The 22,047-nt window shown below is 44.5% G+C and carries 13 protein-coding genes; 7 read left to right on the top strand and 6 right to left on the bottom strand.

All coding sequences use genetic code 11. The features are described from left to right. Nucleotides 1-151: 151 nt before the first annotated feature. Nucleotides 152-2,776: a M1 family metallopeptidase gene (locus tag ABDW02_RS11560; protein ID WP_343634712.1), complete on the bottom strand. Its 2,625-nt coding sequence runs from the start codon at nucleotides 2,774-2,776 to the stop codon at nucleotides 152-154. A gap of 122 nt (nucleotides 2,777-2,898) precedes the next feature. Between ABDW02_RS11560 and ABDW02_RS11555 the strand changes: the two genes are divergently transcribed. Beyond that, nucleotides 2,899-3,369, top strand: a complete 471-nt coding sequence (locus ABDW02_RS11555; RefSeq protein ID WP_343634711.1) for a biotin/lipoyl-containing protein — start codon at nucleotides 2,899-2,901, stop codon at nucleotides 3,367-3,369. A 155-nt stretch (nucleotides 3,370-3,524) separates the two neighbouring features. Here the strand turns inward: ABDW02_RS11555 and ABDW02_RS11550 are convergent, their stop codons facing one another. The 4 genes from ABDW02_RS11550 to ABDW02_RS11535 form a co-directional block, all read right to left on the bottom strand. Continuing rightward, nucleotides 3,525-3,719, bottom strand: coding sequence for a hypothetical protein (locus ABDW02_RS11550; RefSeq protein WP_343634710.1), 195 nt, complete (start codon nucleotides 3,717-3,719; stop codon nucleotides 3,525-3,527). A gap of 143 nt (nucleotides 3,720-3,862) precedes the next feature. Beyond that, a complete protein-coding gene (locus ABDW02_RS11545; protein WP_343634709.1) occupies nucleotides 3,863-4,798 on the bottom strand; it encodes an Omp28-related outer membrane protein in 936 nt (311 codons plus the stop codon). A gap of 17 nt (nucleotides 4,799-4,815) precedes the next feature. Further along, nucleotides 4,816-6,510: a DUF6029 family protein gene (locus tag ABDW02_RS11540; RefSeq protein WP_343634708.1), complete on the bottom strand. Its 1,695-nt coding sequence runs from the start codon at nucleotides 6,508-6,510 to the stop codon at nucleotides 4,816-4,818. 24 nt (nucleotides 6,511-6,534) lie between these two features. Continuing rightward, a complete protein-coding gene (locus ABDW02_RS11535) occupies nucleotides 6,535-7,044 on the bottom strand; it encodes a TlpA disulfide reductase family protein (RefSeq protein ID WP_343634707.1) in 510 nt (169 codons plus the stop codon). A 338-nt stretch (nucleotides 7,045-7,382) separates the two neighbouring features. On the opposite strand from ABDW02_RS11535, the gene ABDW02_RS11530 reads away from it, so the two are divergent. Together ABDW02_RS11530 and ABDW02_RS11525 are read left to right on the top strand one after the other, a co-directional pair. Next, nucleotides 7,383-8,144, top strand: a complete 762-nt coding sequence (locus tag ABDW02_RS11530; RefSeq protein WP_343634706.1) for a T9SS type A sorting domain-containing protein — start codon at nucleotides 7,383-7,385, stop codon at nucleotides 8,142-8,144. Nucleotides 8,145-8,210: 66 nt separating this feature from the next. After that, nucleotides 8,211-8,951: a T9SS type A sorting domain-containing protein gene (locus ABDW02_RS11525; protein ID WP_343634705.1), complete on the top strand. Its 741-nt coding sequence runs from the start codon at nucleotides 8,211-8,213 to the stop codon at nucleotides 8,949-8,951. On the opposite strand, the gene ABDW02_RS11520 is transcribed toward ABDW02_RS11525, so the two are convergent. Continuing rightward, nucleotides 8,948-9,640 (bottom strand): Sir2 family NAD-dependent protein deacetylase, encoded by a 693-nt coding sequence (locus tag ABDW02_RS11520; protein WP_343634704.1) that lies wholly within the window; start codon nucleotides 9,638-9,640, stop codon nucleotides 8,948-8,950. The two genes, ABDW02_RS11525 and ABDW02_RS11520, sit on opposite strands and share 4 nt — an antisense overlap. Nucleotides 9,641-9,753: 113 nt before the next feature. Here ABDW02_RS11520 and ABDW02_RS11515 point away from each other — a divergent pair, with 113 nt between their 5' ends. The 4 genes from ABDW02_RS11515 (at nucleotide 9,754) to sprA (ending at nucleotide 22,047) form a co-directional block, all read left to right on the top strand. Then, nucleotides 9,754-11,649, top strand: coding sequence for a choice-of-anchor J domain-containing protein (locus tag ABDW02_RS11515; RefSeq protein ID WP_343634703.1), 1,896 nt, complete (start codon nucleotides 9,754-9,756; stop codon nucleotides 11,647-11,649). 124 nt (nucleotides 11,650-11,773) lie between these two features. After that, a complete protein-coding gene (locus ABDW02_RS11510) occupies nucleotides 11,774-14,038 on the top strand; it encodes an NADP-dependent malic enzyme (protein ID WP_343634702.1) in 2,265 nt (754 codons plus the stop codon). Nucleotides 14,039-14,051: 13 nt separating this feature from the next. Next, entirely contained in the window at nucleotides 14,052-14,630 is a 579-nt protein-coding gene (gene ruvA / locus ABDW02_RS11505; RefSeq protein WP_343634701.1) for a Holliday junction branch migration protein RuvA, read from the top strand. Nucleotides 14,631-14,670: 40 nt separating this feature from the next. Continuing rightward, nucleotides 14,671-22,047 (top strand): cell surface protein SprA, encoded by a 7,377-nt coding sequence (gene sprA, locus ABDW02_RS11500; RefSeq protein ID WP_343635945.1) that lies wholly within the window; start codon nucleotides 14,671-14,673, stop codon nucleotides 22,045-22,047.

Genomic DNA, 22,047 nt, shown 5'->3' with positions numbered 1-22,047 from the left:
GGTTCAAAAGTTTAAAAGGTTCAAATCTTCTTCGCCCTGCGAGCTTCGAAGGTTCAAAGTTTAAAGAATGAAACATTTGAACATTTCTCACCCATAAACAAAAAAGACCTTCCAACATGAAAGGCCTTTCTGATAAAATATCCTTGAACTATTAATGTCCTGCTCCTTCTTCCTCTTTCGGGAAGCCTGCAATCATTTTCTCATAATCAGCCAGCAATGCTTCCGCATCCGTTACTTTTCCATGAGCGATATCAGCCGCATTGGAATTTCCGTCCTTTTTAGCTTTCTCTTCTTCGGCTTTATACTTATCGATGGAGTTTTTCAGATTATCTCTCAAATACCCGATGTATTGAGGCATGAACATTTGCGTGTACATTCCTCCTGTTTTGTACTCATTCTCATAGATAGGAAGCGTACGTCTCTGGATTTTCGGTTCCTGGCGCGCAGCAAAGAAGGTCATGGAGTTCAATAGCCCCAATTTGTCAAATCCTTGTACCAGGTTTGATTTGAAGGTGTTTTCGTAATAAGTGATCTGATCCGCATCTCCGTATTTCGCGTAGATCATTGCAACGCCCACCTGCATTTTGCTGGAAGGTTCTTTTTCCAGGTTTTTAGATGCCTCCAAAGCTGCTTTGTTGTTCACTTTTGAAAGCTGAAGCAATGCCGCGCTGATTACGGAGTAAGACTGGTCTTTTTGAATGCTTTCTATACACAATTGCTCCAGTTCCGGGCCGGAAATGATTCCTGCCAAAGCCGTAATGGCTGCCACGCGAACAGAAGAAACCGGATCTGAACTTGCCAGTTGTTTCAAGCGGGCAATAGAAGCTGTTTTGCTGTCACCGCTCATTTTCCCGATTTTCTCGATCGCTGTGGAACGGATATCCCAGAACGGGTCTTTCAATGCTTCCTGAGCTACTCTTGCAGCTTCCGCAGAGCTAGCCGGAAGTTTTTGAAGTGCTGCCTTCCGGTGGATGTAATGTTTGGAATTGTTCCATTGGAAAGCGTACCAGGATGGATCTTTTTTCTCTTCCATTTTGCATAAAAGCATGGCCTCAGCATCAAAGATCACATTCTTAACTGTTCCCTGAGTCTCGATTTTTACTGTTGTAGACTCTTCGTTGAACCACTGGCGTGTAGTCGTTGTACCGCGGTCGTCATAAACCGTTACGTCAACCGGTAATTTGAACAACCCGAAATCTTTCTTTTGTTTCTGGTTTACTGTAATGGAAACAGAATTTGCATCCGTGCTGTAGGATACATCCAGGATCGGATGTCCTTTCCCCAGGTACCATTGGTTGAAGAACCAGTTCAGGTCTTCTCCGCTTACTTCTTCGAAAGCCAGTCGCAATTGGTGGAACTCAGCTGCTTTGAATTGATTTTGTTTCAGATAATTCTTTAAACCTAAGAAGAAAGCCTCGTCACCGATGTATTTGCGAAGCATGTGCAAAATGCGTCCTCCTTTGTTGTAGGAGTGGCCGTCGAACATGTCTTCACGCGATTTGTAATCAAACCAAACCAGGTTGTGGTAACCTCCCTGTTCTGCAGATGCAAAATAACCAGCAGCTTCCTGCAATGCCTGGAATTCTGCTTCATCCAAACCATGACGGTGCTCATCCCATAGGAATTGCGAGTAATTCGCGAAGGATTCGTTCAATGTCAAGTTCGACCACGATTCAGCAGTTACCAAATCACCGAACCAGTGGTGGAACAACTCGTGTGCAATGGTCGAATTATCGTTTTCATCCAACAATTCGCGTTGTGTCTTATAGGCATATTCACCGAAAACTACCGCCCCGGTATTTTCCATTGCCCCGGAAACGTAATCTCTCACCACGATCTGGGAATACTTGTCCCATGGATATTCCACTCCCAAAAGCTGGGAGAAGAAACCGATCATTGCCGGAGTTTCCCCGAAAATTGCTTTTGCGTCTTTTTCCCACTGAGGTTCTACGTAGTAGTTTACCTCCATGTTTGTTCCATCCGGGCGCTTATATGTATCTTTTACCACTTTAAACTCACCGACACCCATCATGAATAAGTAAGGAGCATGTGCAAGGTCTTGTTTCCAGTAATCGGTTCTGGTTCCGTCGGCATTTTTCGTAGAACTGATCAATTTCCCGTTGGAAAGCGTGGTGTATTTATCCTGAACGGTGATGTAAATTTCCTGTTTTGATTTCGAATTCGGAGAATCGATGGTTGGGAACCAAACGGAATTGGATTCTGTTTCACCCTGCGTCCAGATCTGAGGCATTTTGTTGGCTTCTTCTCCGCGCGGATTGATGAAATAAAGGCCTTTATCGCTGGTGATCGCATTGGATCCGCCTGTTTTGCGTTCGTCCGGTTTCGCGATGTAATCAATGACAACCGTAAAGTTCTCATCGCGCGTGTAAGTTTTATTTAGTTTGATGGTCAGTACATCGTCTTTGTAATCAAATTGCACTGCTTTACCGGCCATGGAAACGCTTTTGATTTCCATTCCTTTGGCATCCAGGACCAATTTGTCGGAAGGATAGTAATGCGGTTTTGCCTGCAGCGTCTCTTTCCCGATCAGCCAGGACTTCGTCCAGTCAAAAGAAACTTCCAGTTTGGTATTGATCAAATCTGTCAGAACGGTTCTGGAAGCATGATATACTTTAGGTTCTTCTTGCTTTGTATCGTCAATTGCAGTAGTAGTTGACTTTGAGTCGTTGCTTTGGCTTGCCGCGTGCTCATTGTCAGAATGTTTCGGTTGGCAAGCTACTAAGACAAGAGCAACCAAGTAAACTATTTTCTTCATTTCGGGGCGAATATGATTCGTAAATATTATGAGGAGCAAATATAGGAAACTATGCTTTTTTTCCAATCTTTTTCTAGATGAATGGCCAAATAGTTCGTATTATTGTCGCAAAATTCTTACAGATGGAAACAGCTAATTGGACAACGGACGGAGAAGTCCTTCATGCTAACAGAGATGGGGTTCATATCCGTTGGGAAGACCAGCAGTTTTTTACAATTACGTACAAAGGGAAGAAATTCCGCGGAGAAGTGATGTCGAATCGCATGGAAGAAGGGTTGTTGACCCTGAAGCTGAACCACCGGGTATTTGAAGTGAAAAAAGGCGGTCCGTTGGATGAATTGATCGCATCTTTGGGAATGGATAAGCCGAAACTGCGCAAGTTAAAGCAGCTGAAAGCACCGATGCCGGGAAGAGTGGTAAGCGTTGCCGTTACGGTAGGGCAATCCATCGAAGTAGGAGATCCGTTATTGACACTGGAAGCTATGAAAATGGAAAACGTATTGAAAGCAGAAGGTGTGGGAGTAGTAAAAGCCATCGCAATCAATCCGCAGGATGTGGTAGATAAAGGCGGGTTACTGATCGAATTCGAGTAGAAGAAAGCAATAACGAAATTGCTTTGCGAAGGACAAAACTTAGCGCAATCAAAAGAGCATACATCAAAACAGGATATCCTGTTTTATAGAAAGAATATCAAACTAAAAACGGCTCCCGAAAGGAGCCGTTAGTCGTATTGATAAAATATGTCTTTTTAACTTTTCTGCAGTGTGAAAGCCTTATTGATGATAGAAGGATAAACTGCACCGAATTCTTTCATACACCATTCCCTTAAACGTTGAATTTCTTCCGAATCGGACATCCATTTAATTGCCTTAGACAATTCTTTCTGGAATAAGAGTGGGTCAAAACTTACCCGAACCAGGATTTTTTTCGTTAGTTCAAACATGGGGTTCTGTTTATAATTTCATCTAATATAACGATCCCTTTCCGGATTTGGTATGTTAAAAATGTTAAAAGTTATGCACACAAAAAAAGCGTGTGCCCGTAACTATCAGACACACGCCACTTTATAAAGCTGTTGTTAAATTTTCAATGCAGATGCTGCTCGATGACCTGGTAAATTTCTTCGGTCGTTTTATCGTACACGTAAATCAAATAATGCATGTTGTCCACATCATATTGACTCGGCAGCTGATAGGTGTAATTGACATAGTACTTTCCGTTGGATCCAAGGTCAGCAGCAGTCAAAACCCTTCCGAACGCATTTCCGTCGATACAGTCACGCATAATGTCTCTGTGCACGTAGTTTGCATTTCTTGTCAAATCAGGCATCAATTGCGGTGCAACCAGGGAATCTTCACATACGTAAACCACTACAGCAAGCTGATTGGTAATGTTGTTGTCCACTTTATCTACTTCTACATGCAGGAAGCTTCCTCTTGTACTTGCGAAATAATTAGCATGTGACTGGATGTTTACACGAAGCGGTTTATTCAGTTCCACGGTAGTTTTTGAACTCCAGGTACCCGGAGAGCTGGTGTTGTCCGTACCATTCAACTGGCGGTTCACCGCTCCGCTCGGATTACCGATAAATCCTGTTCCCGGTTTGGAACCGAAATGGATCCCGATTTCGTAAGCCAGGTCGTTATACAAAACGGTCGGATAATCAGGCAGGGATATTTCCTGGAAATTGGATGCTCCTACCGGACTTGTGTGAATGGAAGCACCGAATACTCTTCCCGGATTTGCATCTTCCAGGTTGTGTAGCACCACGGCTGCATTCGGGCAGTTGTTGCAACGGTGTCCCGTGAAATCCTCGATCAATACATTGGTAAACGTATTGGTATTTGCGGGGAATGTAGGCCAAAGCCCCTGTGAGACATAATAGGCAGAATCACCATCCGGGTACAAAGACCAATCCAGTGTGGAGTTTCCGGCTGCTTTTGCAGGATACGCATTTTTTACTTTATCACAGGAAGCAATCACTGTTGCCAAAACTGCTGATAATACGATAAACTTTTTCATGTCCTAAAAGTGATTAATTAGAAACTTTGCGTTAATGAAACGGTCAATCCGTTAGATGCAGGAACAAATCGGCATACACCACCCACGCAGAATAAACCTGCACGCTGACGTCCGTAATTCACCGTTACTCGGGTTGCATCTTTGATCCATCCGAAAGATCCGATCGCATAATGCACTCTCAAATCTTTGTTTGAATTTCCATAATTATACTGGTCCATGAACCCAAGGAACCAATTCGGGGAAATGGTATACTCCAAAACAAGTGTCACCCAATCTCCTTTGTCCTTGGATGTTTGATAATCAAACAGGGCCATTTTTTTATTGGTTGTAAACAATGCCTGAAGTTCGGCTCTCAAATTGTGTCTTTTATTGATTTTCCAGCCTGCTTCCAAAACGGCAATGTGCGCATTGATAATCCCGTGTGCATCTTCGGTGATTTTCGACACGTCGTTATTGATTGCGATGTTGAAATAGGAACCGATCAGGTAAAAGCTTTTATTGAATTTGTAAGTGACATTCACGTTGATATCCTGCCAAAGCAAACTGTCCGACATGTCGAACGGATTTCCTTTGTAAGCCACCCGACTGGAATCACCCGGCAACCCGTAACCGTTTGTATGACGCAATGGTTTGTAGGCAGTTGAATAATTGAAGTTGATCGGAATTCCGTATTTACCGCCACCTTTTCCTTTCGGAATGGTATAAAGCACTTCAGCCTGGTAAGCAATTTCCCCCAAAGGTTGTGTAGCATACGGATAAAGTGTTGCCACTAAGTTATAGGTATGTGTTTTGTTCATCGCAGGCAGGTAATTGATGAACAAATCTGCCAACCCTTTTGTGCGGTCGGAACGGTAACTCATATTATCTACCGACTTGGCAGAAAGGGAAATTCCCAACCCTTTCCGGGAATAACCCAGGTTGATCAAAGCGGCGTGTCCCGGATTGTAAATGTATCCGTTGTCATCACTCGGATCATTGTCTTTGTGTGTATATTCCCCGTTCAGGGTGAATTTCTTGTAGCGCAACCCGATCCGGCCGCTGTAAGCTGCTACGTTTTCCGGAAGGATATACGTTTCGTTGTCGTCTTTCTGGTATTTACTGACGAAAGCTCCGCCAAGGGTTACGTCGAAATCACTGGAATCCATTGCGGGAATCAGTTCGTTCAGGTGCAACTGCAAGTCAACGCCTCGGGTGACACCTGCTGATTTTTCTACGCGTCCACTTTGGAAGGAATAACGCTGGTTCCCGTAAACTGCTTTTAGCTGCACCCCTTTATAAGGGCGTAAAATCACGCGGGCTCCGTCCATGGCGTTGTCATATCCCAGGTTACGGTCTTCGTAAGCCCGGAAAATGGTTCCTGCCCCGAATTGCTCGTAGAAATTCCCCAGGGTAATATCGATGTAATCATTCGACCAGCCTACGTAGCGCATTCCAAGTCCTGTTCCGTCGAAACGGTTCGGATACCCGTTAATACGAGGTAAATAGGATTCGAAACGGACGCCGGCCTTGAAATGTGAACCGGAATAGAACACATTCATATAAGAGTTCAGCAAACCGCGTTCAACAGGTTGAAGAGCTCCGATTAACGGATCGGCATTCAGGTACTGGAATGTTGCTTCCATGTTCCCGGTGATACCCCCTAATATATTCGATTGTCCGAACGCTGCGAGCGATCCGGACAATGCGCAGATTCCTAAAATCCAGTTTTTCATCTATAGTATAAGAGTGTGAGTAGCTTATTTATTTACGAGTTTTTTGATCTCGTCGTACAATTTTTCCTCGTCTCCGGGAGCATAGTTATTATGAGAATAAACGATGTTTCCTTTTTGGTCCACCAAGAAAGTGTGAGGCACATTGTTTACACCCATTGCACGTTTAAAGTCTCCGTTCGGATCCATCAGAACCAGGTAATCCCATCCTTTTCCGTCTACGTAAACCGGAACCTGTGATTTTGTTTTCTCGTCATCGATGGTAACGGCAACCAGGTTTACACCTGTTTCTTCCTGCCAATCCGGGTATAACTCGTGAATGGTATTCAATTCGCGTTTGCACGGAGAACACCAGGTAGCCCAAAAAGAGATAACCACCGGACCTTTGAAGCCCATTTCAGCAGTATTCACGGATTTACCATTCATGTCAACCAATTTTACAGAAGGCAATTGTTTAACGATTAACGGTTCATGGTCTTGAGCCATCGATAAGCCGGAAATAATAAGCCCTAGAAATAAGAACGCAATTTTTTTCATAGTTTAAATTTTAGCATGGGCCAGTTCAAGTTCTGTGCCGAATTCCAAAGATACCTTTTCCTTAACACAATTTTAAACATGTGTTATCGGATACTCTTGTATTCCTAAAAATTGTTAAGTCGCGGTGAAAGATTGTAATCCTAATAATCCTGATTTTCATCAAAATCAGACCGTTTAATTCCAAAAAACGACACTTCAATCAAAAAACCGGGAATATCCGGGCCAGGGCGCTTGTTTTTTTGAACAAAAAATTGTAATCTTACTGATTGATATATGAATGTGGCCTATTGTGAGACAAATAGAACGTTCCTATATTTGTGAAAACTGAAAATACGATTATGAAAAAATTATACTCCTTAGTTGCTGTTGTTTTACTTGCTTGCTCTACCGGTTTCGGGCAGGTGGAAATCAAGTTGTGGGATTCCGGCACGCAAGCTGGTACCGGAAATGCTTTGAACGGTGAAGAGTACACGGTTATGGCTACAACGGATGGGACACACGGAGTTACTATAAACTTCAAGAATACTTCTTCCGTAAATAAAACGTGGAAAATGGAGCGATACAGAATTACGGATATGGCTGCATGGACGGATTATTTATGCTGGGGTGCTCCCGGAGATCCATTCGGACAATGTTATACAGCTCAAATCATGAATACAAACCCTTGGACAAGCCCTAACCAATACAGTTTGGACGTTGCTCCGGGAGGTTCTGCAAACCTGGTAGCTGATGCGGATACGCAAGGTGCAGGAACAGAAAAATACCGTTTTTACCTGATCGAAGGACAGTCTACCCGTGTGGATTCTGTGGATGTAATCGTTACTTCTACTTTAGGAGTTGCAGATCAGAAACAGGAAGAAGTATCTATCGCTGTTTACCCGAACCCGGTTGCCAATAACCTGGTTATTGCTGCAAACGGATTGGATGGAGCAATTGATATTAAGATGACTGACGTTCTTGGAAAAGTAGTATTGAACGAAAGCTCAAGCCAGGCGAAAAAAGTATTGGATGTAAGTGACTTCAAAAACGGAGTTTATTTGGTTTCCGTATTCAACAAGGGAGAATTGATCCAGACACGAAGAATAGTTGTTAAGCACTAATTCGGTAAATATATTGCGAAAAGAGAGGTTATGCCTCTCTTTTTTTTTCACTTAAATCTCTAAATCATGAAAAGAATTTACCTTTTTACCTGCATTTTTTTAGTTAGTTCCCTGAATGCCCAGGTTGATATTAAATTATGGGATCATCAGGTCCAGGCTACGACCGGAAACACTATAAACGGAACGGAACAAGTGGTTGCAGTTTCTTCTGACGGAGACTATTCATTGACTTTCAATTTTAAATATACGTCCGGGACTTCTAAAGAATGGAAGGTAGAACGCCTCCGCTTAACAGATACCCCGGCCTGGGAAGACCGTTTGAATTGGGGAGTAGCAGGTGATCCTGCGCAGGAACAAGGATATAGCCCGGGACAAATGAATTCGAACCCGTGGACGGTGATCTGGAGTTATCAGGCAGATTCCGGCAACTCATTAAATCTAACCGCCATCGCATCTGTTCAGGGAGCAGGAGAGGAATTGTACCGCTATTACCTGGTTGAAAACGGAACGAGAATCGATTCTGTTGATTACAGAGTAACAACAGCTTTGGGTGTCGGAACAAATGAACCGGAATCGGCGATTGCGGTATTTCCCAATCCGGCTTCTGGTCTGTTAACGATTCAGGCAACGGGCAGTTCGGAGGTTTCTTATGCCTTTAAAATGCTCGACGCACATGGAAGGGTTGTTTTAGAATCCCGTGAACTCCAACAAATTGATCTTGGAACGATCGAAAACGGTCTTTATACGGTCTTGATCAGCAAGGATCAAAAACCTGTTCAGGTAACCCGGGTGGCTGTTATGCATTAATGGCCCAGGATTTCTTTCAGGAAGGGAATGGCTCCCTGGGCGGAGTAATTTAAAAGTTTGAAATCACCCGGGACGGATAGCTTTTCTGCCAGGGGGTCCACAACAATCTTCAGGGCGTTTTGCGGTGCGTAGTGAATGAGTCCGGCAGCCGGATAAACCTGCAGAGACGTCCCGATTACAATCAAGATATCTGCCTGGGCTACCATTTCTGCCGCTGTGGCAAGAAGCGGAACTTCTTCTCCGAACCAGACCACATGCGGCCTCAAGGGATAACCATCCTCACATTGATCCGTCATTTTTAACTCGTGGCCCTCGATGAGGTAGTATTTCTTTTCTTTATTCGGTCCTGAACTTTTTGCGTAACGGATATTTCCGTGCAGGTGCAGCACATGCTTACTTCCTGCCCGCTCATGCAGATCGTCAATATTCTGGGTAATTACCTGTACATTAAAATATTCCTGCAACCGGCTGAAATAATGATGCGCATCGTTTGGTTTTACGCTTATAACATTGAGTCGTCTTTCATTGTAGAATTTCTGGACCAGTTCCGGATTATTTTGCCAGGCCTGGGGCGTTGCTACTTCTTCTATGGAATAATTTTCCCACAGTCCATCGGCATCCCGGAAGGTCTTGATGCCGCTCTCCGCACTAATCCCCGCTCCCGATAGAATAACAAGGTTATTTTTCATATAAACGATTTAGCTTTCCAATAGTCAAAGTTAATTGAATCAAGCTTAGGTGGTTAAATAGTTGTTAAGTTATTGCCTTAATGTTAGATTTGGGATTCTAAAACGTTAAGATTATGAAAAAAAGTTTACTTGCTTTATCGGCGCTTTTTTCAGTAGGTTCTGCTTTCTCACAGGTAGTTTTGTCTGAAAATTTTGATGCCGGAACAACTTTGCCTGCAGGTTGGGCGCAATACAACGTAGACGGATTGACTCCGGCTTCAAGTGTAAGTTATATGGGAACAAGCGCATGGGTAGTTCGTGCTAACAGCGTAACGGGAACTGGTAACCATTTGGTTTCAACATCCTGGTATTCTCCTGCAGGAACATCTAATGACTGGGTTGTTTCTCCTTCAATCGCAGTTCCTAACGCAACCGGTTTTATGTGTCAGTTTGATGTTATGGCTCCGGATGCTTCTTTCCTTGATGGATACAAAGTATATGTTTCTACAACAGGAAACACGGTAGCAGATTTCACAAACCCTGCTGTTTTGACAGTTCCTGCTGCTCCTAACACTTATACAACGCAATCCTTCTCTTTGGATTCGTACATGGGACAAAACATTTACATCGCTATTCAAAACAACTCAAACGATAAGTTCTTGTTGTTCGTGGATAACTTCGTAGTTCGTAAGCCAATGAACGACGATGCGATGCTTCTTTCTTCCACTTTGAACCGTTACTCTTTGACAAGCACAAACAACACTTTGTCTATGCGAGTTAAAAACGACGGAGCAAATGCGATTACAGGATTGACAATCGATTGGAATGACGGAACTTCTCACAGCAGCGTTATCTCTACAAACATCGCTCCGGGAGCTACAGTAACGGTAAACCACCCAACTGCTGTTTCTTACGCTACAGTAGTAGAGAAAGACGTGAACATTACAATTACTGCTGTTAACGGAAACTCCGATGCAACAGACAATACATCCACTAACAAAATCAACACGGTAAGTGTGAACTCTCCGAAAGTAGTATTGTTCGAAGAAGGAACAGGAACATGGTGTGGATGGTGTCCAAGAGGTGCTGTTGCCATGGAATACATGGATAACACGTATCCGAATACATTTGCTGGTGTAGCAGTACACAATGATGACCCGATGATGGTTACAGCATATGATGCTGCAGCTGCATTCTCAGGATTCCCTGGAGCAAACGTAGACCGTGTACTTTTAGGAGTAGACGTTTCTGACCAGGATTTTGACAACTACTACAACGATCGTAAAGATTTGATTACTCCTGCAGGTTTGTCTATTCAGACAGGTGGTTCAGGAAACGCAGTTACAGTTACTGTAAACGCAACTTTCCGTACAGTTTTCGCAGCATCTAACTACCGTTTGGGAGTTATTATCTCTGAGGATAACGTAACAGGAACAACATCTGCTTACAACCAGACAAACTATTACAGTTCCACTTCTCAGAACATTGCGTTGAACGGTGCAGGACACAACTGGCAAACAGAACCAAACCCGGTAGCTGCTGCAAACATGGAATACGACCACGTTGGTAGAGCTTTGTTGGGAGGTTACACAGGTCAGGCTGGTTCAGTTCCTGCTGCAATTACAGACGGACAAGTGGCAACATACACATTCAACTACACAGTTCCTGGAACAAGTGTACGTGCAAACATGCATGCAGTTGCTGTATTGATTGACCAAAACACCGGTGAAGTTGTAAACGCGAAAGAAATTTCTTTGGCTACTTTAGGATTGGCTGAGGCTTCTACAATCAATATGGAAGTATTCCCTAACCCAGCTTCTGACGTTGTAAACGTGAAGTTTGACGGTCAAGGTGGAGAGTACACAGTTTCTATCATCGATTTGTCAGGGCGCACAGTTGCATCTAAAGTTGTTACAGGAGCAGGAGCTACAGCAGTAGAAGTACCTGTTACAGGTTTGACAGCTGGAAACTACCTGATCTCAATTGCTAATGAGACTGGTTCTTACACACAAAAATTGATGGTGAAGTAATTCACGGTTAAATATTGAATGAGGAACCCCGGCGATAAATGCCGGGGTTTCTTTTTATCCGAACTTTTGGTGCTCTTTGTATTAAGATTTATTAACTTTATCGCCCCTTACAATCTTATTTTATATGCCAAAAGTTCGTAAACAAGATGCGCTGGATTATCATGCTTCCGGCAGACCCGGAAAAATCGAGGTGATTCCGACGAAACCTTATGCGTCTCAACGGGATTTGTCTTTGGCATATTCTCCGGGAGTTGCAGAACCTTGCCTGAAGATCGCGGAAAATCCTGCGGACGTTTATAAATACACCAGTAAAGCGAACCTGGTTGCAGTTATTTCCAACGGGACAGCTGTACTCGGATTGGGCGATATCGGTCCGCTGGCTTCCAAACCGGTGATGGAAGGAAAAGGGTTACTTTTCAAAATCTTTGCAGACATTGATGTATTCGATATCGAAATCGATGCGAAAGATCCGGAATTATTTATTCAGACAGTAAAGGCGATTGCTCCGACATTCGGAGGAATTAACCTGGAAGATATTAAAGCACCTGAAGCGTTTGAAATCGAGCGCCGTTTAAAAGAAGAATTGAATATTCCGCTGATGCACGATGATCAGCACGGAACAGCGATTATCTCTGCGGCAGCTTTGCTGAATGCTTTGGAATTGGCTAAAAAAAGAATCGGAAAAGTAAAGATTGTGATCTCAGGAGCCGGAGCAGCCGCAATTTCCTGCGCGAAATTGTACATGGCTCTGGGAGCTTCCGTGAACAATATTTTCATGTTCGATAGCAAAGGATTGATCCATGCAGGAAGAACAGACCTCGATGAAATGAAGCAACAGTTTGCCCCGCATAAAAAAGACGCCACTTTACAGGAATCTTTCAAGGGAGCCGACGTATTTATCGGTTTGTCAAAAGGAAACATCGTTTCGAAAGAAATGGTCGCTTCCATGGCAAAAAACCCGATCGTGTTCGCACTGGCTAATCCGGATCCGGAAATTTCCTACAAAGATGCGATGGCTACACGCAATGACATCATTATGGCAACCGGCCGTTCGGATCATCCTAACCAGGTAAACAACGTACTTGGATTCCCATTCATTTTCAGGGGAGCTTTGGATGTGAGAGCTACGGGAATCAATGAAGAAATGAAACTGGCAGCTGTAAAAGCAATTGCAAACCTGGCAAAGGAAACAATTCCGGAAGAGGTAATTGAAGCTTACGGCGAAAAACATATTTCCTTCGGGCGGGAGCAAATTATCCCGAAACCGCTGGACCCACGCTTGATTTACCACGTTGCTCCGGCAGTTGCCCGTGCAGCGATGGAATCAGGGATCGCTCAAAATCCGATCACGGACTGGCACGAGTACGAAATGACCCTGAAAAAGCGACTGGGATTGGATAATAAATTGGTTCGACAAATCACTACGAAAGCACAGAGCAGCCCGAAACGCGTTGTCTTTGCCGAAGCGGATAATGTGAAAATCCTGAAAGCGGCTCAAACAACTTCCGAAGAAGGAATCTGTTTCCCGATTTTATTGGGAAAACGCAGAGTCATCGAATCATTGATCGCGGAATACTCGATCGAGATCCCGAACCTGGTTATTATCGACCCGAAATCGGATACCGAAAAAATGCGCCGCCAGGTGTACGGAAAAGCGTTCTTCGAAAAACGCAAACGTAAAGGAGTAACGGAATACGAAGCGATTCAGCTGATGCGAGAACGCAATCATTTCGGGGCCATGATGGTGGAAATGGGAGATGCGGACGCTATGATCTCCGGTTTGACCAGAAACTACCGCGATGTGGTTCGCCCGGCAATCCAGGTAATCGGTTTGCAGAAAGACGTGAATATCATTGCCGGTGTATACATCCTGAACACGAAAAGAGGACCGATTTTCCTGGCAGATACGACGATCAACAAAAATCCGTCTGCTTGCGAGATTGCGGAAATCACCAATAACGTAGCAAAAACACTGCGCAAATTCAAGGTAACACCAAAAATTGCACTCCTGAGTTATTCCAACTTCGGGTCTGCACCGGGAGAAGATGCGGAGAAAATGGCCGAAGCTGTCAAAATCCTGCATGAGAATTATCCGAGTTTGATCGTTGACGGAGAAGTTCAGGCGAATTTTGCGATGAACAATGACCTGATGAATGAGAAATTCTCGTTTTCACAATTGGCAAACAAGGAAGTCAACACGCTGATCTTCCCGAACCTTTCATCCGGGAATATCGCTTATAAATTACTCCAGGAAATGACGGATTCGGATGCAATAGGGCCTATTTTGGTCGGATTGAAAAAATCGATTCACGTATTGCAAATGGGTTCATCGGTGCGCGAGATCGTGAACATGGTGAAAGTAGCCGTTGTTGATGCACAAACCAAGTAGAAATTAGAGAGCAATGATCGCACATCTGAACGGCCGTTTAATTGAAAAAAATCCAACGAACCTGATCATCGAATGCGGTGGTGTAGGTTACTTTGTGAAAATCTCGCTGCATACTTATTCTGCTATCGGGAGTGCTGAATCCGTAAAGGTTCTGACCCAGCAGATCATCCGCGAAGATGCTCATTTGCTGTTCGGTTTTGCCACTTCCGAAGAGCGTGACGTATTCAATTTACTATTATCTGTTTCGGGAATCGGCCCCAATACGGCTATTTTGATGCTTTCATCTTTATCGCCAAATGAGATTGCAAACGCAATACAAACAGAAGATGTGCGTTCTATACAGGCGATTAAGGGAATCGGGGCGAAAACAGCTCAACGCGTTATTATCGATTTGAAAGATAAGATGTTGAAAGTCGAATGGAACGATCCAACAAATATTTTTGTCGGAAACAATACAAATCGATTTGATGCGTTAACTGCTTTGATTTCTTTAGGTTTCGATAAAAAATCAGCAGAGAAAGCAATAGAAAAGATTGCCACCGGGGAGGAAACTGTGGAGGAATTAATTAAAGGGGCACTGAAAATATTATAAACACTTGGAAAAAATTTTGAACGCTAACTACACAAAGGTGATGCAACTGTTTTCAACGGTTGTTTTCTGTTTTGTATCGCTTGTATTCTGGGGACAGACTCCGCCGGATACAACACTGCCATTTCCGATTTCCAATCCGTTGGATCCGACTCAAAATAATCCGCAAACATTCGATTTGGGGGATCCTTCCGGTGTGAAGAAAAACATCGTTTTTGATCCGATTACTGGGAAATACATTTTCTCTGAAACGATGGGAAATACCAACCTGAATTACCGCAATCCTTCCATGATGACCCTGGAAGAGTACCTGGAATACGAACGGCAAAAATCCTTAAAGGAAAACTGGAAAGATAAAATTGATGCGCAAACGGAAGAAGACAGAGCACTTGAATTCCCGATCAAAATCCCATCCAAAGTATTCACCAGCTTCTTCGGTTCCGATGAAATCACGATCCGTCCGCAAGGATCGATCGAATTGGCGTTCGGGGTCAATACTTCCCGTTACGACAACCCGATCCTGCCTGTAAAACAGCGTAAAATCACCCGTTTTGATTTCCAGCAGCAGATCCAGATGAACCTGGTAGGGCAAATCGGGACCAAACTGAAATTGAGTGCCAGCTACAACACCCAGGCCGCATTTGATTTTGATAACGTCACAAAACTGGGATATTCCGGTGATGAAGACCAGATTATCCAGCGCATTGAATTAGGAAACGTAAGCTTCCCTTCTTTCGGAGCTTTGATCCCGGGATCCCAGACCTTGTTCGGGGCGTACGCCAAGTTGCGTTTCGGAGATTTGACAGTCGATGCGATCGGTGCGTCGTCCAAGGGGAAAAGAACAGAGATCAACATTACCGGGAAAGCACAAATCCAGCCGTTCGAAGTAACCGCGGATAATTACGAAGCCAACCGTCACTACTTCCTGAACTTGTTCTTCCACGATCAGTATGATGCTGCCATGGCGCAAATGCCGAACGTAGCTTCCGAAACCTACATTACGAGAATGGAGGTTTGGATCACCAATAAGATCAACAATACTGAAAACTCCAGAAACATTCTTGCGTTCTCGGATTTGGGGGAATCTCAGCCTCAAAACCTCGTAGGTTCGCCGGGATCACTTAGCTCGGATGTCATTCCAAAAAACGATGCCAACGGACTTTACAGTTACCTGACGAACCCGAACAGCCCGGTGAGCCAGACAATCCGCGGATTCAACGGAGCGGTAGCTGAATTATCGTCTCAAACAACAACACCAGGACCTTTCCGTCAGGCGTTCGAGTATGAAAAAGTGGAGAACGCGCGAAAACTGAGCGAATCGGAATATACCTACAACGCGCTTCTTGGATTTATTTCCCTGAGCCAGCCGTTGAACAACGATGAAGTATTGGCTGTTGCCTACGAATATACCTACAGGGGAAAAACTTACCAGGTCGGTGAATTCTCAACAGACGGAGTTGCAGGACAAAATGCCCTGATGCTGAAACTTTTGAAGCCGACTATCACCAATCCCACTTTGAAAATCTGGGATTTGATGATGAAAAACATCTATTCGATCGGTGCCTACCAGGTTGACCCGAATGGATTCAAATTGAATATTTACTATAACAACCCGGAAACTTCGGTTTTAGCGCCGATTTTCCCATATCCCGGATTGGATGACAAACAAATCATCACCCTGGTTGAAATGGACCGTCTGAATGTAAATAACCAGCAATTCTCGGATGGATTATTCGACTTTGTGCCGGTAATGTACAACGGACAAAAGGCCGAAACCGGTGGTACGATCAATACCAAGAACGGCCGGGTGATATTCTCCACGAATGAGCCTTTCGGACAGGTGTTGAAGCAAAAGCTGATGACAAGTAATCCGCCGATGTCGGAGAGTATTGCCAACACCATTGCTTATACGGAATTATACGATTCAACAAAAACGGCGGCTCAACAGGTTCCGAGCAAAAACCGTTTCGTATTCAAGGGAGAATACCAGTCTTCGGTTACTTCGGATATTTCCCTGAATGCACTGAACGTTCCGGAAGGAGCGGTTAAAGTAACTGCAGGTGGAATCCCGATGGTGGAAGGACAGGATTATACGGTTGACTATAACCTCGGTCGTGTAAAGATCCTGAACACCGGAGTTTTGGAATCGAATACACCGATCAAAATTTCCATTGAAAGTAATTCCGTGTTCGGATTCCAGTCGAAATCGATGGTAGGAACGCACCTGAACTACCGTTTCAACAAAGACTTCAACATCGGGGCTACCTGGTTGCGAATGATGGAACGGCCGGTTACCCAAAAGGTCGACTTCGGAAGCGAACCGTATAAGAACAATGTGATTGGTTTTGACATCAATTACCGTACGGAGTTGCCGTTCCTGACCAAGGTCATCGATTTATTGCCGGTACTTTCCACGAAAGAAAAATCATTCATGACTTTCAAAGGGGAATTTGCCCATTTGATCCCGGGAACACCAAAAGCAATTTCCAAAGCAGGTATTTCATACGTGGATGATTTTGAAGGAAGCCAGAGTACCATTGATTTGAGAACGCAAAGTGCATGGCGTTTGGCTTCGACTCCACAGGGTCAAACCGACCTTTTCCCGGAAGGATCCTCCAAAAACCTGAGAAACGGTTTCATGAGATCCAAGATCGCGTGGTATTTAATTGACCCGCTTTTCTACCAATCGAATAATTTAACGCCGCAGCATATCAAGGACGACCCGTCGCAGATCTATGATAGTCGTATGCGCCAGGTACTTCAAACAGATATCTTCCCGAACCAGCAGTTGACTTACGGATCTATCCCGACTATCCAGATCCTGGAATTGGGGTACTATCCGAAAGAACGCGGAATGTACAACTACGATACGCTTGCTACGGTGAATGCGGATGGTACGTTTACGAATCCGGAAGATCATTGGGGAGGAATCATGCGTTCCCTGACAACCAACGATTTTGAACAGGCTAACGTCGAATACATCCAGTTCTGGATCCTGGATCCGTTCAATGAGGATGCGATGCTTGCAACTCCGAACTTAACAGGTGGAGATTTGTATTTCAACTTAGGAAACGTTTCCGAAGACGTGTTGGCGGATTCAAGAAAGAGTTTTGAAAATGGAATTCCTCCTTATTCCGGGGCGAATTACCCGGTGGTCATAACTCCTTGGGCGAAAGTATCTACCCAGCAGGTGGTAGTGAACGCATTCGACAATGACCCGAATTCACGGGCGAACCAGGACGTCGGTATCGACGGATACAAATCAGTGGAAGAGCAGACTTCTTATTCCGGTTACGTGAATTGGGTACAATCCAATCCGACATTGACTGCAGATGCGAAAGCAAGAATGATTGCCGACCCTTCGAATGACGATTACAATTTCTACCGGGATGATGTATACGACCAGCAGCAGTTGAATATCCTTCAGCGCTATAAAAAGTATAACGGAATGGAAGGAAACTCTGCAACAACAGAGATGTCCGATACCATGAACAACGATAAATATCCGACACAGGCAAGAAACACACCTGATCTGGAGGATATCAACCAGGATAATAACTTGTCGGAATCAGAAGCATACTTCCAGTATAAGGTGAGTTTACGTCCTTCCGACATGGTGGTGGGAAAAAACCACATTACCAGTGTAGTTACCTTCACTCCGGCAAATTCCACGAAGACTGAAAAGTGGTACCAATTCAAAGTTCCGATCAGAGAACCGGAAAGAATTATTAACGGTATCCGTGACTTCCGCTCTATCCGTTTCTTCCGCATGTACATGAAAGGATTTGACGAAGAGGTGATCGTTCGTTTTGCGAAACTGGAATTGGTTCGCGGAGAATGGAGAAAATACTTACTGGATTTGACTTCTCCGGGAGAAGTGATCCAGGTCGATCCGAACCTGACGACATTCAACATCGGGGCATTGAACTTTGAAGAGAACAATGAGAAAATTCCGATCGGATACCAGATTCCTCCGGGAATCCAGCGTGAGATTGACCCTTCTCAACCTCAGCAGCGCCAGATGAATGAGCAGTCCCTGACATTGGATGTTTGTAACCTGCAGGACGGTGATGCAAGAGCGGCTTACAAAAACGTTCAGTTTGACGTTCGTACCTACAAGAAATTGAAAATGTATGTCCATGCAGAAGAGGTTACCGCAAACACCCTGCATGATAAGGACGTGACTTTATTCGTTCGTTTGGGAACTGATTTCGTAGAAAACTACTACGAGTATGAGCTTCCGTTGTACCTGACACAATGGTATACGAACAATGCGGATGCTATTTGGCCGGAAGTAAACAACATGGAAATCGTGTTCGACGATTTATTGAACCTGAAAAAGCGCCGGAACGATCTGTTAGGTCTACAGAGTTCAGGAGTTACTACAAACGTGGAATACGTCATGGTCGACCCTCAGAATTCGGACAGAAGAATCAAAGTGAAAGGAAGTCCGAACTTACAGGGAATCAAAACAATTATGATCGGGGTTCGTAACCCGGCTAAAAACCAAAATACGCTTTGGGCGGATGACGGGCTGGCAAAATGTGTGCAGGTTTGGGTGAATGAGCTTCGTTTGACGGATTTCGTAGACGATGGCGGTTCTGCCGCAATTGCGCAAATGCAGGTTCAGGCTGCTGACTTCGGTAGTTTCTCCCTTTCCGGGAATTATTCCGGTGTGAACTGGGGAGCAGTTGATTCCCGTGTACAGGAAAGACAGCGAAATCAAAAAATCGGGATGGATTTCCAGACCAACCTGCAGTTGGGCCAATTCTTTGGTAACCGCATCAAACTGGCAGTTCCGTTCTTCTACGGGTATTCTCTTGGAATTATTAACCCGGAATACGATCCGTTCAACCCGGACATCAAATTGAATTCTTACGATGCCGGACAAAGACAGCGCGTGGCAAAAATTGCCCAGGACTATACCGAGCGTAAATCATACAACTTCCAGGGAGTCCGAAAAGAGCGTGCAGCTGGTAAAAAGGCGCATTTCTACGATATTTCCAACTGGATGGCCGGTTACGGATACAGCGAATCCTTCCACCGTGATTTCAATACGAATTACGACCGAACCAAGCAGTGGAAAGGTAGTTTGGCCTATGCTTATACGTTTGAGAACAAGCCATTCGAGCCGTTCAAGAAGAACAAGAAAATGCAAAAGTCCAAGTGGTGGGGATTGATCCGTGAAACCAGTATCGGGTACTTGCCGAAAACACTGGGTTTCACCAATGATGTCCAGCGAAACTACAACGAACGCCAGATCCGCAATACCATCGATACTTCGGCAAATGCATTCCAGTACAAGCCGGTTTACGTGAAGAACTTCCAGTGGAACAGAGGTTACCGTTTGGGATGGGATTTGACCAAGAACCTGAAACTGACATTCAACGCGAATAACAGAGCTATTTTCGACGAACAGGACGGGGAAGTAAACCGTAAAGGAAACGATACCTTGTACCGCCAGTTTAAGGATACGATCGCAAAACAATTGAGAACCTTCGGAAAAACGATGGATTATACCCACGATTACACCTTCTCATACAATGTACCGTTTAATTTAATTCCTGCTTTGGATTGGTTGACCGGTAATGCGAAATACACCGGAACGTATAACTGGCAGCGTGCACCGCTTGGTCAGGACGGATCCAAAAATCCAATCACAGGTGGTTATAACCCGGATTACGGAAATATTGTACAGAACAGCCGAACAATCAATGCCACGCTTCAGGCCAATATGACGACCTTATACAATAAGATTCCATTCTTTAAAAAGGTAAATACCGGTGGCGGAGCTCCGAGAGGAGGAATGCCAATGCGTCAAAAAGCAGGCGGAGCGGATGATGGTGCAGGAAAACCGGAAGATAAAGGAAAAGAAACGGTTGCCGAATTGAAACCGCCGAAACCATTGGATGAAATGACCAAAAAGGAACGCAGACAATGGGAGCGTAAGAAACGCAAACATGAGCGCCAGCAAAAACGCAAGAAAGACAATAAGGTGAACCCTGTTGCCGGCTTCGGTGCGCGCTTGTTGATGAGTGTCCGAAATGTTTCAGGAACGTACAATCAAACGGATGGAACGTTGCTTCCGGGATACAACCAGAAGACTTCTATTCTAGGATTTAATCCTGCATTCAGTTCCGGAATGGGCGGATTTATCTTCGGTCAGCAATCTTATACGGTTACAGGTAGGGAAACAGGTTATAATTTTGCGCAAACTGCTGCTGATAATGAGTGGTTAGTGAAGAATTCAGCCTTGAACCGCCAGCATACTATTACGCATAATGAGATGTTTACTGCGCGTGCTACGCTTGAACCGATGAAAGATTTAACGATTGATTTATCGCTGAACAGAACGATGTCGGAAAATACGAACGACTTCTTCCGATACAATGATGCAACGGGTCAATTTGAATCACAAAGCCGCTTCCAGACAGCGACACTTTCTTACTCTACGATCTCGATCGGAAGTGCGTTTGAAAAACTGTCGGCCGGTTATGAGTCCGGTAACTTCAAGCAAATGAGAGAAACCACGCAGCGGGTGTCCGATATCCTTGGAGATGCGAACAGCAATTCCAGCGGAGGCACAGGCGGATACCGCGATGGGTACGGAATCTCCCAGCAGGAAGTAGTGATCGGAGCATTCTTGTCTTCTTACACGAATGGAAAATTGAACAAGCGTTCCGTGAATCCGTTTAATTCCACTCCGTTGCCAAACTGGACGGTAAACTACAATGGATTGGCGAAATTCGAGCGCATGAAAAAGCTGACTAAGAACTTTGTGATCCGTCATGCTTATTCATCTACCGTAACATTGGGCCAGGTGCAATCAAACCTGAATGCAGTATTCGATGCCAATGGTTCTGCAACAGCCCGCGACCTGAACGGTAACTTCATTTCCGATAGAAATATCCAGACGGTTACTATTTCAGAGCGTTTCTCTCCGTTGATCGGATTTGATGCAACCTGGAACCTGAACAGCAAAAAAGCAGGAAGCCAGGGATTGATCACGAAATTCGAGATCAAGAAAGACCGCTCGGCAACGCTTTCATTGAATAATAACCAGGTAACTGAAGTATTAGGAAATGAGATCGTGGTAGGGGCGGGATACAAATTCCCGAAAGTGAGATTGCCATTCAAAATCGGTAAGAACAAACCGGAGAACCCGTTGAATATCCGTTTCGACTTTACATTCCGTGATAACCTGACAGTGATCCGTAAGGTAGTTGAATCGACAGAACAGGCAACTGCCGGTCAGAAAGTAATTTCGATCAAATCGTCGATTGATTACAACATCGGTGCGAACCTGATGGTTCAGTACTATTACGACCAGGTAATTACCAATCCGAAGATCGCTACGTCTTACCCGACAGGGAACATGAGTACAGGAATCCGATTCCGCTTTAACCTGGGAGGATTGTAA

Source organism: Fluviicola sp. (assembly GCF_039596395.1).
GTDB lineage: Bacteria > Bacteroidota > Bacteroidia > Flavobacteriales_D > Crocinitomicaceae > Fluviicola.
Note: the sequence above shows the minus strand (reverse complement) of the source record. Positions and strands in the feature narration are given on the sequence as shown.

Coding starts and splice junctions, on each gene's coding strand:
- ABDW02_RS11560 (WP_343634712.1), bottom strand. CDS start 2,776: ATGAAGAAAATAGTTTACTTGGTTGCTCTTGTCTTAGTAGCTTGCCAA.
- ABDW02_RS11555 (WP_343634711.1), top strand. CDS start 2,899: ATGGAAACAGCTAATTGGACAACGGACGGAGAAGTCCTTCATGCTAAC.
- ABDW02_RS11550 (WP_343634710.1), bottom strand. CDS start 3,719: ATGTTTGAACTAACGAAAAAAATCCTGGTTCGGGTAAGTTTTGACCCA.
- ABDW02_RS11545 (WP_343634709.1), bottom strand. CDS start 4,798: ATGAAAAAGTTTATCGTATTATCAGCAGTTTTGGCAACAGTGATTGCT.
- ABDW02_RS11540 (WP_343634708.1), bottom strand. CDS start 6,510: ATGAAAAACTGGATTTTAGGAATCTGCGCATTGTCCGGATCGCTCGCA.
- ABDW02_RS11535 (WP_343634707.1), bottom strand. CDS start 7,044: ATGAAAAAAATTGCGTTCTTATTTCTAGGGCTTATTATTTCCGGCTTA.
- ABDW02_RS11530 (WP_343634706.1), top strand. CDS start 7,383: ATGAAAAAATTATACTCCTTAGTTGCTGTTGTTTTACTTGCTTGCTCT.
- ABDW02_RS11525 (WP_343634705.1), top strand. CDS start 8,211: ATGAAAAGAATTTACCTTTTTACCTGCATTTTTTTAGTTAGTTCCCTG.
- ABDW02_RS11520 (WP_343634704.1), bottom strand. CDS start 9,640: ATGAAAAATAACCTTGTTATTCTATCGGGAGCGGGGATTAGTGCGGAG.
- ABDW02_RS11515 (WP_343634703.1), top strand. CDS start 9,754: ATGAAAAAAAGTTTACTTGCTTTATCGGCGCTTTTTTCAGTAGGTTCT.
- ABDW02_RS11510 (WP_343634702.1), top strand. CDS start 11,774: ATGCCAAAAGTTCGTAAACAAGATGCGCTGGATTATCATGCTTCCGGC.
- ruvA (WP_343634701.1), top strand. CDS start 14,052: ATGATCGCACATCTGAACGGCCGTTTAATTGAAAAAAATCCAACGAAC.
- sprA (WP_343635945.1), top strand. CDS start 14,671: ATGCAACTGTTTTCAACGGTTGTTTTCTGTTTTGTATCGCTTGTATTC.